The organism is Microbacterium ureisolvens (assembly GCF_019511645.1).
In the GTDB taxonomy this organism is placed as follows: Bacteria; Actinomycetota; Actinomycetes; order Actinomycetales; family Microbacteriaceae; genus Microbacterium; species Microbacterium ureisolvens_A.
Map to the genome: position 1 here is coordinate 23,027 of NZ_JAEUAX010000006.1, position 13,535 is coordinate 36,561.

The 13,535-nt window shown below is 70.5% G+C and carries 15 protein-coding genes; all 15 read left to right on the forward strand.

Annotated elements, in window-relative coordinates; genetic code table 11:
- The first annotated feature begins 88 nt into the window (after positions 1-88).
- On the forward strand, positions 89-1,639 hold the full coding sequence (locus JNB61_RS12005) for a fumarylacetoacetate hydrolase family protein (RefSeq protein WP_220339754.1): 1,551 nt from the start codon (positions 89-91) through the stop codon (positions 1,637-1,639).
- The gene (locus JNB61_RS12010; protein ID WP_220291004.1) at positions 1,636-2,346 is read left to right on the forward strand and encodes a GntR family transcriptional regulator; all 711 of its coding nucleotides are present in this window, start codon (positions 1,636-1,638) and stop codon (positions 2,344-2,346) included. The genes JNB61_RS12005 and JNB61_RS12010 overlap by 4 nt, the downstream gene beginning before the upstream one ends.
- 58 nt (positions 2,347-2,404) lie before the next feature.
- Positions 2,405-3,967, forward strand: coding sequence for a 5-carboxymethyl-2-hydroxymuconate semialdehyde dehydrogenase (hpaE, locus tag JNB61_RS12015; protein ID WP_220339755.1), 1,563 nt, complete (start codon positions 2,405-2,407; stop codon positions 3,965-3,967).
- 48 nt (positions 3,968-4,015) lie between these two features.
- A complete protein-coding gene (hpaD, locus tag JNB61_RS12020; RefSeq protein ID WP_220291009.1) occupies positions 4,016-5,182 on the forward strand; it encodes a 3,4-dihydroxyphenylacetate 2,3-dioxygenase in 1,167 nt (388 codons plus the stop codon).
- 9 nt (positions 5,183-5,191) lie between these two features.
- Positions 5,192-5,977, forward strand: coding sequence for a 2-keto-4-pentenoate hydratase (locus tag JNB61_RS12025; RefSeq protein ID WP_220339756.1), 786 nt, complete (start codon positions 5,192-5,194; stop codon positions 5,975-5,977).
- Complete coding sequence (locus JNB61_RS12030) at positions 5,962-6,765, forward strand: HpcH/HpaI aldolase family protein (RefSeq protein WP_220291036.1); 804 nt, start codon at positions 5,962-5,964, stop codon at positions 6,763-6,765. The genes JNB61_RS12025 and JNB61_RS12030 overlap by 16 nt, the downstream gene beginning before the upstream one ends.
- Before the next feature lie 105 nt (positions 6,766-6,870).
- Entirely contained in the window at positions 6,871-7,665 is a 795-nt protein-coding gene (locus JNB61_RS12035; protein WP_220339757.1) for a transglutaminase-like domain-containing protein, read from the forward strand.
- A 66-nt stretch (positions 7,666-7,731) separates the two neighbouring features.
- Positions 7,732-8,295, forward strand: a complete 564-nt coding sequence (locus tag JNB61_RS12040; protein WP_220339758.1) for a hypothetical protein — start codon at positions 7,732-7,734, stop codon at positions 8,293-8,295.
- 76 nt (positions 8,296-8,371) lie between these two features.
- Positions 8,372-8,752 carry a YciI family protein gene (locus tag JNB61_RS12045; RefSeq protein WP_220291042.1) on the forward strand — a complete coding sequence of 127 codons (381 nt, stop codon included), beginning with the start codon at positions 8,372-8,374 and terminating at the stop codon, positions 8,750-8,752.
- Complete coding sequence (locus JNB61_RS12050) at positions 8,752-9,813, forward strand: RNA polymerase sigma factor (RefSeq protein WP_220339759.1); 1,062 nt, start codon at positions 8,752-8,754, stop codon at positions 9,811-9,813. Before JNB61_RS12045 ends, JNB61_RS12050 begins: the two co-directional genes overlap by 1 nt.
- A 102-nt stretch (positions 9,814-9,915) precedes the next feature.
- On the forward strand, positions 9,916-10,770 hold the full coding sequence (locus JNB61_RS12055; RefSeq protein ID WP_220339760.1) for an ABC transporter substrate-binding protein: 855 nt from the start codon (positions 9,916-9,918) through the stop codon (positions 10,768-10,770).
- A 22-nt stretch (positions 10,771-10,792) separates the two neighbouring features.
- Positions 10,793-11,638, forward strand: coding sequence for an amino acid ABC transporter permease (locus JNB61_RS12060; protein WP_220291048.1), 846 nt, complete (start codon positions 10,793-10,795; stop codon positions 11,636-11,638).
- Complete coding sequence (locus JNB61_RS12065) at positions 11,635-12,369, forward strand: amino acid ABC transporter ATP-binding protein (protein ID WP_220339761.1); 735 nt, start codon at positions 11,635-11,637, stop codon at positions 12,367-12,369. Before JNB61_RS12060 ends, JNB61_RS12065 begins: the two co-directional genes overlap by 4 nt.
- A 58-nt stretch (positions 12,370-12,427) precedes the next feature.
- Positions 12,428-12,889 carry a MarR family winged helix-turn-helix transcriptional regulator gene (locus JNB61_RS12070; protein WP_220339762.1) on the forward strand — a complete coding sequence of 154 codons (462 nt, stop codon included), beginning with the start codon at positions 12,428-12,430 and terminating at the stop codon, positions 12,887-12,889.
- Positions 12,886-13,533 carry an NAD(P)H-dependent oxidoreductase gene (locus tag JNB61_RS12075; protein ID WP_220339763.1) on the forward strand — a complete coding sequence of 216 codons (648 nt, stop codon included), beginning with the start codon at positions 12,886-12,888 and terminating at the stop codon, positions 13,531-13,533. The genes JNB61_RS12070 and JNB61_RS12075 overlap by 4 nt, the downstream gene beginning before the upstream one ends.
- The last annotated feature ends 2 nt before the right edge of the window (positions 13,534-13,535 follow it).

The window sequence follows — 13,535 nt, forward strand, 5'->3', positions numbered from 1 at the left end:
CGGCGAACCGATGAGGTGGTTGCCGGATGCAGCACGATCATATACGATTTCGGATACGACGCAACAGATCGCTTCGAAGAGGGAGCTCATGGACGAGATCACGGATGCCGCAGACCGCCGTTTCGCGGCCCTCCCCGGCCGCCCGGGCAAAGTCGTCGCGGTCCACCTCAGCTACGCGTCCCGTGCGGATCAGCGCGGACGGCGGCCGCAGCATCCGTCCTACTTCTTCAAGCCGTCGAGTTCGCTCGCGGCATCGGGCGACACGATCGAGCGCCCCGCGGGAACCGAGCTCCTCGCCTTCGAGGGCGAGATCGCGCTCGTGATCGGCGCGTCGGCCCGCCGCGTGGGACCGGCCGACGCGTGGGATCACGTGGCGTGGGTCACGGCGGCCAATGACTTCGGGCTGTACGACCTGCGCGCGAACGACAAGGGCTCGAACGTGCGCTCCAAGGGCGGCGACGGGTACACGCCCATCGGCCCTTCGCTCATCGACGCCCGTGCGATCGACCCCGACGCGCTGCGCGTGCGCACCTGGCTCAACGGCGAGATCGCCCAGGACGACACGGCGGCGGGCATGATCTTCCCGCTCGCGCAGCTCGTCGCAGACCTGTCGCAGCACTTCACGCTCGAGACCGGCGACGTGATCCTCACGGGCACGCCCGCCGGGTCGTCGGTGGCCCAGCCCGGCGACGTGGTCGAGGTCGAGGTCGACGTTCCCGGCGGCCCATCGTCGGGGCGGCTCGTCACCACGGTGGTGCAGGGCTCGGAGACCTTCGACGCGGAGCTCGGCTCGCTGCCCGCGGTCGACGACCTGCAGCGCACCGAGGCCTGGGGCTCACGCCAGGCGGCCGGCCTGCCCGCGGCCGGGTCTCCCGAATCAGGAGATCTGACGAACGCAGGGCGTTCGGCCGCGGATTCTCCTGTCTCCACCAGATCTCCTGTTCTCAGCGACGTGCTGCGCGCCAAGCTCGACGTGGTGCCCGTCGCGGGCCTGTCGGCGCAGCTGCGCAAGCGCGGGCTCAACAACGTGCACATCGACGGCGTGCGGCCGCTGCATCCGGAAGCGAAGCTCGTGGGCACGGCCCGTACGCTGCGGTTCGTGCCCAACCGCGAGGACCTGTTCGCCTCCCACGGCGGCGGCTTCAACGCCCAGAAGCGGGTGTTCGACGCCGTCGGCGAGGGCGAGGTCGTCGTGATCGAGGCACGCGGCGAGGCGGGGTCGGGCACGCTCGGCGACATCCTCGCGATCCGCGCTCACGCGCGCGGTGCGGCCGGCATCGTCACCGACGGAGGGGTGAGGGATGCTGCAGCCGTCGCCGCTGTCGGCATCCCGGTCTACTCGGCCGGCGCGCACCCGGCGGTGCTGGGCCGCAAGCACGTGCCGTGGGACGCCGACGTCACGATCGCGTGCGGCGGCACGACCGTCCAGCCGGGCGACATCATCGTCGGCGACGCCGACGGGGTCGTCGTGATCCCGCCGGGGATCGCCGAGGAGGTCGTCGACGCCGCGCTCGCGCAGGAGGACGAGGACGCCTGGATCGCCGAACGCGTCGCTGAGGGGCATCCCGTCGACGGGCTCTTCCCGATGGACGCCGAGTGGCGCGCGAAGTACAACGACCGCGAGGGAGACCGCGCATGACCCCGCTCGAGGCCCTGCCCGCGGCAGCGAACGACGCCGCGCTCAGCAAGTCGCAGCAGGCGTACCGCTGGATCAAGGAGCGCATCGCCAACCAGGAGTTCACGCCCGGCTATCGGCTCGTGCTCGGCAGCATCGCCGGCGAGCTCGACATGAGCGTCGTGCCGGTGCGCGAGGCGATCCGCCAGCTCGAGGCCGAGGGGCTCGTCACGTTCGAGCGCAACGTCGGCGCGCGCGTGTCGATGGTCGACGACTCGCAGTACCGCTACAGCATGCAGGCGCTGTCGATCCTCGAGGGCACCGCGACCGCGCTCGCCGCGCGCCGGCTCACCGCCGACGACATCCGCAACGCGCGCCGCATCAACGAGCTCATGATCGAGACGCTCGAGCACTTCGACCCGCGCGCGTTCACCGCGCTCAATCAGGAGTTCCACGCGGCGCTGTTCGAGAAGTGCGCGAACCCCCGCATGCTCGACCTCGTCCACGCCGAGTGGGCCCGCCTCGGGCACCTGCGCGACTCGACCTTCAGCTTCGTGCCCGGCCGCGCCCAGGAGTCGGTGCGCGAGCACGAGAACATCCTCGTGCTCATCGAGACCGGCGCTCCCCTCGGCGAGATCGAGAAGGCCGCTCGGCGCCACCGGTCGGCCACGCTCGACGCCTACATGATCCACGAGCACCCCGACGAGGCCCTCGGCCTTCCCGCGTTCTGATCGATGGATGCCGCGCGCCGCGGCATCCGTCCCCCCGACCTCCGACGAAGGAGCAGCAATGACCGACACCCAGACCGCTCTCGCGACGCGGCATGTGCCCGAGGGCCTGCCGAGCCGTATCCAGCACTACATCGACGGCGAGTTCGTCGACTCGGCCGACGGCGACACGTTCGACGTGCTCGACCCCGTGACCAACGAGACCTACGTGCAGGCCGCGGCCGGCAAGAAGGCCGATATCGACCGGGCCGTCGCCGCCGCGCGCCGCGCGTTCACCGAGGGCCCGTGGCCGCGGATGCTGCCGCGCGAGCGTTCGCGGGTCCTCCACCGCATCGCCGACATCGTGGAGTCGCGCGACGCGCGCCTCGCGGAGCTCGAGTCCTTCGACTCGGGTCTGCCGATCACGCAGGCTCTCGGCCAGGCCCGGCGGGCGGCCGAGAACTTCCGGTTCTTCGCCGACCTGATCGTCGCGCAGGCCGACGACGCCTACAAGGTGCCGGGCCGCCAGATGAACTACGTGAACCGCAAGCCGATCGGCGTCGCCGGGCTCATCACGCCGTGGAACACGCCGTTCATGCTCGAGTCGTGGAAGCTCGGCCCCGCGCTGGCCACCGGCAACACCGTCGTGCTCAAGCCCGCCGAGTTCACGCCGCTGTCGGCGTCGCTGTGGGCCGGCATCTTCGAGGAGGCGGGTCTCCCGAAGGGCGTCTTCAACCTCGTCAACGGGCTCGGCGAGGACGCCGGCGACGCGCTGGTCAAGCACCCCGACGTGCCGCTGATCTCGTTCACGGGAGAGTCCCGTACCGGGCAGATCATCTTCGGCAACGCCGCGCCGTTCCTGAAGGGCCTGTCGATGGAGCTCGGCGGCAAGAGCCCGGCCGTCGTGTTCGCCGACGCCGACCTCGACGCCGCGATCGACGCCACCATCTTCGGGGTGTTCTCGCTGAACGGCGAGCGCTGCACGGCGGGCTCGCGGATCCTCGTGGAGCGCCCGATCTACGACGAGTTCGTGAAGCGCTACGCCGCGCAGGCCGACCGCGTCGTCGTCGGCTACCCGCACGACCCCAAGACCGAAGTCGGGGCTCTGGTGCACCCGGAGCACTACGACAAGGTCGTCTCGTACATCGAGATCGGCAAATCCGAGGCGCGCCTCGTCGCCGGCGGCGACCGCCCCGACGGGTTCGAGACGGGCAACTTCGTGCGCCCCACGGTGTTCGCCGACGTCGCCCCCGACGCCCGCATCTTCCAGGAGGAGATCTTCGGACCCGTCGTGGCGATCACCCCGTTCGACACCGACGAGGAGGCCCTCGAGCTCGCCAACGGCGTGCGCTACGGCCTCGCCGCGTACGTGTGGACCAACGACCTCAAGCGTGCGCACAACTTCTCGCAGGCCATCGAGGCGGGGATGGTGTGGTTGAACTCCAACAACGTGCGCGACCTCCGCACCCCGTTCGGCGGTGTCAAGGCCTCCGGGCTCGGACACGAGGGCGGCTACCGCTCGATCGACTTCTACACCGACCAGCAGGCCGTGCACATCACGCTCGGCCCGGCCCACAACCCGACCTTCGGCAAAGCCGATCCTCACGCCGAGCAGGCCGACGCCGCGGCGAAGCTGCAGGCCTGAGCCGCAGCATCCGTTTCCTCACCCGAACTCACCACGCAAGGACGCGACATGACCCACCGTGACCAGATGACCCGCACCTCCTCCGGCTTCTATGTCAGTCAGGAGGCGCCGATCCTCTCCGACAACCCCATCCCGACGCCGAGCGTGCCGGCGCCCGACATCCTGCGGTGCGCATACATGGAACTCGTCGTGACCGACCTGCTCGCGTCGCGCGAGTTCTACGTCGACGTGCTCGGCCTGTACGTCACCGAGGAGGACGAGAACACGCTCTACCTCCGCTCGACGGAGGAGTTCATCCACCACAACCTGGTGCTCCGCCAGGGACCGGTGGCCGCCGTCGCGGCGTTCTCGTACCGCGTGCGCACCCCCGAGGACCTCGACCGGGCCGTCGCCTTCTACGAGGAGCTCGGCTGCCGCATCGAGCGGCGCCCCGACGGATTCACGAAGGGCATCGGAGACTCGGTGCGGGTGACCGACCCCCTCGGCTTCCCGTACGAGTTCTTCTACGCCACCGAGCACGTCGAGCGCCTGTCGTGGCGGTACGACCTGCACACGCCCGGGGAGCTCGTGCGCCTGGACCACTTCAACCAGGTCACCCCCGACGTGCCGCGGGCCGTCAACTTCATGCAGTCGCTGGGCTTCCGCGTGACGGAAGACATCCAGGACGAGGAGGGCACCGTCTACGCCGCCTGGATGCGCCGCAAGCCCACCGTTCACGACACCGCGATGACCGGCGGCGACGGCCCGCGCATGCACCACGTCGCGTTCGCCACCCACGAGAAGCACAACATCCTCGCGATCTGCGACAAGCTGGGCGCACTCCGCCGCTCCGACGCGATCGAGCGCGGCCCGGGCCGCCACGGCGTCTCGAACGCGTTCTACCTGTACCTGCGTGACCCCGACGGCCACCGCGTCGAGATCTACACGCAGGACTACTACACCGGCGACCCCGACAACCCCGTCGTCACGTGGGACGTGCACGACAACCAGCGCCGCGACTGGTGGGGCAACCCCGTGGTGCCGTCCTGGTACACCGAGGCCTCTCTCGTGCTCGACCTCGATGGCAACCCGCAGCCCGTCGTCGCCCGCACCGACTCGTCGGAGATGGCGGTGACGATCGGCGCGGACGGCTTCTCGTACACGCGCCCCGACGACGAGGCCGAGGAGATGCCCAGCTGGAAGCAGGGCGAGTACAAGCTCGGCCACCAGCTGTAGGGGGAACGGATGCTGCACCCCGACGACATCACCGCGATCGCGGCCGAGCTGGCCGAGGCCGACCGCACACACGGCGTGATCCCGCGCATCACCGCGCGTTACCCGAACGCGACGGTGGAGGACTCGTACGCCATCCAGGGCGTGTGGCGCGACCAGAACATCGCCGCCGGACGCACGCTCGTGGGCCGCAAGATCGGGCTGACCTCGAAGGCGATGCAGCAGGCGACCGGCATCACCGAGCCGGACTACGGCGTGATGTTCGACGACACCGTGTACGAATCGGGCGCCGAGATCCCGGTCGAGAAGTTCTCGAACGTGCGCATCGAGGTGGAGCTCGCGTTCGTGCTGAAGACGCCGCTCGAAGGCCCCGACTGCACCCTCGATGACGCCGTGGCGGCGATCGACTACGCGGTGCCCGCGCTCGAGGTGCTGAACTCGCACATCGAGCTCGAGGGCCGCACCATCGTCGACACCATCAGCGACAATGCCGCGTACGGCGCGATGGTGCTCGGCGACGTGCGCAAGCGCCCCGACGAAATCGACCTGCGCTGGGTTCCCGGGGTTCTCAGCCGAAACGGCGAGATCGAGGAGACCGGCGTCGCCGCCGGTGTGCTCGGCCACCCCGCCACCGGCGTGGCGTGGCTCGCGAACAAGTTCCACCAGCATGGCGCGCGGCTGGAGGCGGGCGAGATCATCCTCGCCGGTTCGTTCACCCGCCCCATGTGGGTCTCGCGGGGCGATACGGTCAGGTGCGACTACGGACCCATGGGAGTGATCGAATGCCGCTTCGTCTGAGCCCGACCTTCCGCGAGCACCTCGCGCACACCGACCGCCCGCTCGCCGGCATGTGGGTGTGCACCGGCTCCCCGCTCGTGGCCGAGATCTGCGCCGGCTCGGGCCTCGACTGGGTGCTCATCGACATGGAGCATTCCCCGAACGGGCTGGAGTCGGTGCTGGCCCAGCTGCAGGCCGTCTCCGCGTACCCGGTCACCCCGGTCGTGCGCGTGCCGATCGGCGACGTCGTGACGATCAAGCAGGTGCTCGATCTCGGAGCGCAGAACCTGCTGGTGCCGATGGTGTCTTCGAGGACGGATGCCGAGGCCGCCGTCGCGGCCGTGCGCTATCCGCCGCGGGGCACGCGGGGCGTCGGCTCGGCGCTCGCGCGGTCGGCACGCTGGAACCGGGTCGACGCGTATCTCGAGGAGGCGGACGACCACGTGTCGCTGTTCGTCCAGATCGAGACGGCGGCGGGCGTGGATGCCGCCGCCGAGATCGCCGCGGTCGACGGCGTCGACGGCATCTTCGTCGGACCGTCCGATCTCGCCGCGTCGATGGGCGTGCTCGGCCAGCAGACCCACCCCGACGTCGTGACCGCCGTCCAGCGCACTTTCGACGCGGTGCGCGCGGCCGGCAAGCCGGTCGGGGTCAACGCCTTCGACCCCGCCACCGCCGACGCGTACTTCGAAGCCGGGGCGTCCTTCGTTCTCGTCGGGGCGGACGTCGCCCTGCTCGCACGCGGCTCCGAGGCCTTGGCGGCCCGCTTCATCCCCACTGGCCCCGTCGCCGGGCGCGCCTCCTACTGACCCCGGTTCGACCGTTCTTCCGCCCAGACGACGAGTCTCAGGTGCCGGCGCGCCCCAGCTGTCAAGGGGACCCGGGTGCCGCGCGGGCGTGACACGCTGGGGGCCATGAAGCGCGACGTCTCCAGCCGCATCACCCTCAACGTGACCGAGACCGCCGAACTGGTGTTCGCCATCGCGGCCTCCCGTCACTACTCGCCCGAATACGAAAGCCTCACCGCGACCGTCGACGGCAACGCCGTCGACGTCGAAGAACTCCTCGATGCGCACGGCACGCGCCTGCACCGGGTGATCGCGCCCGTGGGCGACTTCGTGCTCGAGTACAGCGCCACGCTCCCCGCGGGCGAGCCGGCCGCCGGGGATGACGTCGAGCGGCTCGTCTACCTCCGCCAGAGCCGCTACGCCGAGTCCGACGCCATGGCCCCGACCGCGGCTGCCGAGTTCCGCGGCATCGAGGGGGGCGCCGAGCTCCTCGCCGCCGTGTCGTCATGGGTCGGCACGCGGCTCTCGTACGTGCCCGGCTCGTCGCTTCCGACCGACGGCGCCACCCGCACGCTCCTCGCCCGCCAGGGGGTCTGCCGCGACTACGCCCACCTGTGCATCGCGCTGCTGCGGGGGCTCGGCATCCCGGCGCGCATGGTCGCGGTGTACGCGCCAGGGCTCACGCCGATGGACTTCCACGCGGTCGCCGAGGCATGGATCGACGACGCCTGGCGCGCGGTCGACGCCACCACGCTCGCCCCGCGCTCGAGCCTGGTGCGGATCGCGACGGGGCGGGACGCCGCCGATACCGCGTTCCTCACCGTGGTCTCCGGTCGCGCCGACCTCGTCGACCTGGCGGTGACCGCCACCGCCGACGTGCTTCCCGACGACGATCTGACACAGCTCGTCTCCCTCGCCTGAGCACGAAGCGGCGCCCGGAGGCAGCATCCGCTCCCCTCCGTCATCGGGACGTGGCACAGTGAATCCATGAAGAAGTGGGTCGTGCGGTTCGCGTCGCTGCTGGTGTTCAACATCGTCGTGCTGCTGATCGTCGGCTGGCTCACGCCGGCGCGCGTCGGCTGGGCCGCACTGTGGGCCGGCATCGTGCTGACGGCGCTCGTCATCTGGATCAAGCCGCTCGTCGAGAAGTGGTTCCGCTCGATGGCGGCCAAGTCCGCCAACCAGCGCACCAGGGCCGGCGAGAAGCTCGTCGAGTTCCTGCTCGCCTTCGCCGTCGCCTTCCTCGTCTGGATCGTCACCGTCGTCTTCACCGGCGTCTCGATCGGTGGCGGCATCTTCGGTGCGTTCTGGGGCTGGGTGATCCCGCCGGTGATCCTCCTCATCGGCTGGGCGATCTACGGCGCGATCGACGACAGGGTCGAGACCCACGCCGGTGCGCTGTACGACAAGGCGGCCGGTTCGAAGGCCGGATCGACGGATGCTGCAGCCCCGCCGATCCCCTCCCCCGAGGCATCGGCTGCCCGGAGGGAGCTGAACGACGGGCTCACGGACGAGCAGCGACGCATGCTCGACGAACTCGGCAAGGGCTGATTCCGCCCGACCTGTCGATCGGGGCGCACGTCGATCGTCATCAGGGTGTCGACAGCCCTCCAGAAAGGACGACGCCATGCGGTACGCACTTCTCCTCCACTACCCCGAGATGACCCCGGAAGACATGGGCGACGATGCCTGGGCCGAGGGCATGCGCGAGTTCGACGAGTACGCCAAGGCGCTCGACGATGCGGGCGTGCTGATCTCGGCCGAGGTGCTGCAGCCCTCCGCGGTGACCACGACGGTGACGGCTCCCGACGGCACGCTGCGCGTGCAGGACGGTCCGTTCGCCGACACCAAGGAGCAGCTCGGGGGCACGTTCGTGATCGACGTCGCCGACCTCGACGCCGCCATCGGGTGGGCCGGCAAAGCGCCGTCGGTCAGCTGGGGCACCGTCGAGGTGCGGCCCAGCGCGACCCGATTCGAGAACGGCGCCTGGACCCCGTTCGCGAGCTGATGCCCACCGGCTCCGACTCCCGCGCGGTCGCCGAGCGCGCCGCGCGGGAGTCGTACGGCCGCATCCTGGCCGTCGTCGCCGCCTCCACGCACGACGTCGCCCTCGCCGAGGATGCCCTCGCCGACGCGTTCGAACGGGCGCTGCGCAGCTGGCCGGAGGCCGGCATCCCCGCCAATCCCGAAGGGTGGCTGGTCATCGTGGCCCGTAACCGACTGCGAGACGCCCTCTCGTCGGCGGCCCTCCGGATGCGCGTGCCGCTCGACGCGGGGATCGCCGCGGTGCGCGCCGACGAGCGGGAGGTCGACGCACTCACGGCGCTGGAGCGTGCCGAGGCGATCCCCGACCGCCGGCTCGAGCTGCTCTTCGCGTGCGCGCACCCCGCGATCGACCCGGCCGTGCGCACGCCGCTCATGCTGCAGACGGTGCTGGGATTCGAGGCCGCTGACATCGCGCGGGCGTTCGGAATCGAGTCTTCGGCGATGGCCCAACGGCTGGTGCGCGCCAAGCGGCGGATCCGGGATGCCGGCATCCCGTTCCGCGTGCCCACTCGCGCCGACATGCCGACCCGGCTGCCGGCGGTGCTCGAGGCGATCTACGGCGCCTACGCCATCGGCTGGCTCGACCAGGGCGACGAGCCGCGCGAGTCGCTCGCCGATGAGGCCCGGTGGCTCGCGGTGCTCACGGCGACGCTGCTCGACGACGAACCCGAGGCGTGGGGGCTGGCCGCGCTCCTCACGTACGCGCAGTCGCGGGCGCCGGCCCGCGCCGACCTGCCCTGGCCTCCCCTCGACGAGCAGGACCCGGCGGGGTGGGATCGCTCACTCATCGCCGAGGGCGCGGCGCTGCTGCGCCGCGCGTCGGCACTCGGGTCGCCGCTCGGGCGCTTCCAGCTCGAGGCGGCGATCCAGGCGGTGCACTGCGACCGAGCCCGCAGCGGCACCCTCGACGTGGAGACGCTCGTGAAGCTCTACCGCGGGCTCGTCGCGATCGCACCGACCGACGGAGCACGGCGGGCGCTCGCGGCGGCCGAAGCCCGCGCTCCGCAGGCATCGGACCTGTAACAAACCGACCCGCACGGACCGCTGCACCGAAGGCGTCGCCAAGATGGAGGAAGCCGCGCGGCGACAGCACGCGCGCGCGGCCACCCGACACCTGGAGGCATCATGTCGCGCCGCATCCGTCTCGTCCGCATCGCCGCCGCCGGCATCGCCGTCGCAGCCCTCGCCCTGACCGGCTGCGCGTCGGGCTCTGCTCCGGCCAGCAGCGAGTCGCCGGCCGCAGACGCCGGCTACGTCACACCCGGCAAGCTCACCATCGCCACCGGCGAGACGGCGTACGAGCCGTATGTGATCGACGACGACCCCGAGTCGGGCGAAGGTTTCGAGGCGGCGGTCGCTTACGCCGTCGCCGAGGAGCTGGGCTTCGCCGCCGAAGACGTCGAGTGGGTGCGGACGAGCTTCGAGTCGGCGATCGCTCCCGGACCGAAGAGCTTCGACTTCAACATCCAGCAGTACACGATCACCGACGAGCGCAAGCAGGCGGTCGACTTCTCGTCGCCGTACTACGAGGCGAGCCAGTCGGTCGTCGCGCTGAAGGGCGGCGCGGCCGAGGGCGTCACCGACATCGCGGGGCTCAAGGGACTCGTTCTCGGCGCCATGTCGGGCTCGACGAGCGCGACGACGATCGAGGAAGCGATCGCCCCCACCACGGCACCCCAGCTGTACAGCTCGAACGAGGACGCGGTGGCCGCGCTCAAGGCCGGCCAGATCGACGCCATCGTGCTCGACACCCCGACCGCGTACACCGCGGTGAACTTCTACATCGACGACTCCTTCACGGTGGGCGAGCTGCCGGCAGCGGGTGTCCCCGATCAGTGGGGCCTGCTGCTGGCGAAGGACTCCCCGCTGACCGCAGACGTCACGGCGGCCGTCGACACCCTGCGCGAGAACGGCACGCTCGACGAGCTCGAGCAGGAGTGGCTCTCGGTGCTCAGCGAGGGCGTGCCGCAGCTGAAGTGATCGCGTCGGCTACGTTCGTTCGGTGACCCTGCACCAGCCCAGCGCGCTCGAGCTCGACCGTCGCGCCTACCGGCGCCGCCGCTCGCGGCAGTCGGTGCTCATCGCGATCGCCTCGTCCCTCGCGTTCGCGGTGATCGTCTGGGTGACGGTCATCAACACCGAGGGCTGGTCGAAGGTCCAGCAGTCGTTCTTCAACCTCGACGTCGCGATCCAGGCGCTGCCGAAGGTCTGGGACGGCTTCCTGATCAACCTGCAGGTCCTCGCATACTCGGTCGTGACCGTCGCGATCGTCGCTCTCGTGATCGCGGTGCTGCGGACGCTCCGAGGACCCGTCTTCTTCCCCGCGCGCGTGCTGGCCGCCGGCTACACCGATCTCTTCCGCGGCCTGCCCTTCATCATCGTGCTCTACCTCATCGGCTTCGGCCTGCCGACCATCACGAACACACGCATGCCGGTGGTGCTGCTCGGGGTCATCGCGGTGACGCTGACGTACTCCGCATACGTCGCCGAGGTGATCCGCGCGGGGATCGAGGCCGTCCATCCGTCGCAGCGCCTCGCCGCGCGGGCGCTCGGGCTCGGATACGTGCAGTCCCTGCGCCGCGTCGTACTGCCGCAGGCGCTGCGCAAGATCACACCGCCGCTCATGAACGACTTCATCTCGATGCAGAAGGACGTGGGACTCATCTCCATCCTGGGCGCGGTCGACGCGATCGCCGCGGCGCGGTCGGTGGCGTCGCTCACGTACAACTTCACGCCCTACGTCGTCGCCGGGGTGCTCTTCATCCTGCTCGCGATCCCGACGATCCGTCTGACGGACTGGTACACCGCGAGGCTGCGCGAGCGCGAGCAGGCGGGGGCGATCCTGTGACCGCCCTGCTGCGAGCGACCGGCATCCACAAGTCGTTCGGCGATCGTGAGGTGCTGCGCGGCGTGGACGTCGATCTCGCCACCCACGAAGTCGTCGCACTCATCGGCGCCAGCGGCTCGGGCAAGTCGACGCTGCTGCGATGCCTCAACCTGCTGGAGCCGATCGACGACGGGCAGATCTTCCTCGACGACGAGGACATCTCCGATCCACGAGTCGACGCGAACCGCGTGCGCGCCCGCTTCGGCGCCGTGTTCCAGAGCTACAACCTCTTCCCCCACCTGTCGGTGCTCGACAACGTCACCCTCGCCTCCCGGGTCGTGCACCGCAAGCCGCGACGTGAGGCCGAGGCCCGCGCGCTCGACCTGCTGAGCCGTATCGGACTCGCCGATCTCGCCCGCGAGCACCCCGACCGCCTCTCGGGGGGCCAGCAGCAGCGCGCCGCGATCGTCCGGGCCATCGCGACCGACCCCGAGGTGCTGTTCCTCGACGAGATCACCTCGGCGCTCGACCCCGAGCTCGTCGGCGAGGTGCTCGAGCTCGTGCGGCAGCTCGCCGCCGACGGCGCGACCATCCTGATGGCGACCCACGAGATGGCGTTCGCGAGGGACGTCGCCCACCGCGTGGTCTTCCTGGACGCCGGCACGATCGTGGAGCAGGGGCCGCCTGCCGAGGTGCTCGCGGCGCCGCGTGAGCCTCGAACCCGGGCGTTCCTCGCCCGCTTCACGGCGTGAACCGACCGCATGAGTCAACTTGTTGACTCACTGCGAGTCAACTGGTTTACTCATTGATGTGTCCGACCGCCTGAGCTTCACCCTCCACGAACTCGTCGCCGAACTCGATGCGTTCGCCGACGCCGCGCTGCAGGCGGGGTACGGCGTGACGTTCAACCACTTCCAGTTCCTGGCCGTGCTCGACGAGCACGAGCCGGTCGACATGACGACGCTCGCCCGCTGCCTCGGCGTCACGAAGGCGGCCGTGAGCAAGCGGGTGCCGGCGCTCGTCGAGGAGGGATGGATCACCGCGGCGTCGCGGCCCGGCGCGGGCCGCAGCGTCCTGCTCGCGCTCACACCCAAAGGCACGGCGCTCGTGCGCGATGCGGGGGAAGTCCTCGAGCGCGACTTCGCCGCGATGCTCACGCACCCCTGCCTCGCGGCCGATCCCATCGACGCCCCGCGCCTGAACGCCCAGCTCGTCGCCCTCACCGCCTTCATCCAGCAGCACCCGACCGCCCCGCAGGAGGCCCTCGCATGAACGCTCCGCGCATCCTCGTGATCGTCGGCACGCCCTTCGCCGGCAGCCTCAACCACGCGCTCGCCCAGTCGTACGCCGATGCCGCGCGCGCCGGCGGCGCCGAGGTGCGGGTCATCGACCTCGCTACCGACGCCGTGCCGCAGCATCCATCCATCCGCGATGAGGTGCGCCTCCCGCGCACCGATGCCGATGTGCAGCTCACTCCCGAGGTCGCCGCATACGTCGCCGACGTCGACTGGGCCGACCACCTCGTGTTCTTCTTCCCGCAGTGGTGGGGGTCGCTCCCGGGCGCGCTCAAGACCTGGATCGACCGCGTGTTCGTGCGCGGCTTCGCCTACCGCTACCGGCCCACCGGGCGCCTGTGGGACAAGCTGCTCACCGGACGCAGCGCCCGCATCGTGATGACGATGGACTCCCCCGCCTTCTGGAACGCGTGGGTGTATCGCAACGCGCCGATCCGTTCACTGCGCAACGCGACGCTCGAGTACTGCGGAATCACGGTGCGCGGGGTCACCCGCCTCGCGGAGGTGCGGCACAGCTCCGAGGCCGACCGCGAGCGCTGGATCCGCGGCATGGCGTCGTTTGGGGCGACGGATGCCGAGTCCGTCGCCCCGCGCGCACGCGACGAGCTCGTCGCCGCCTGACG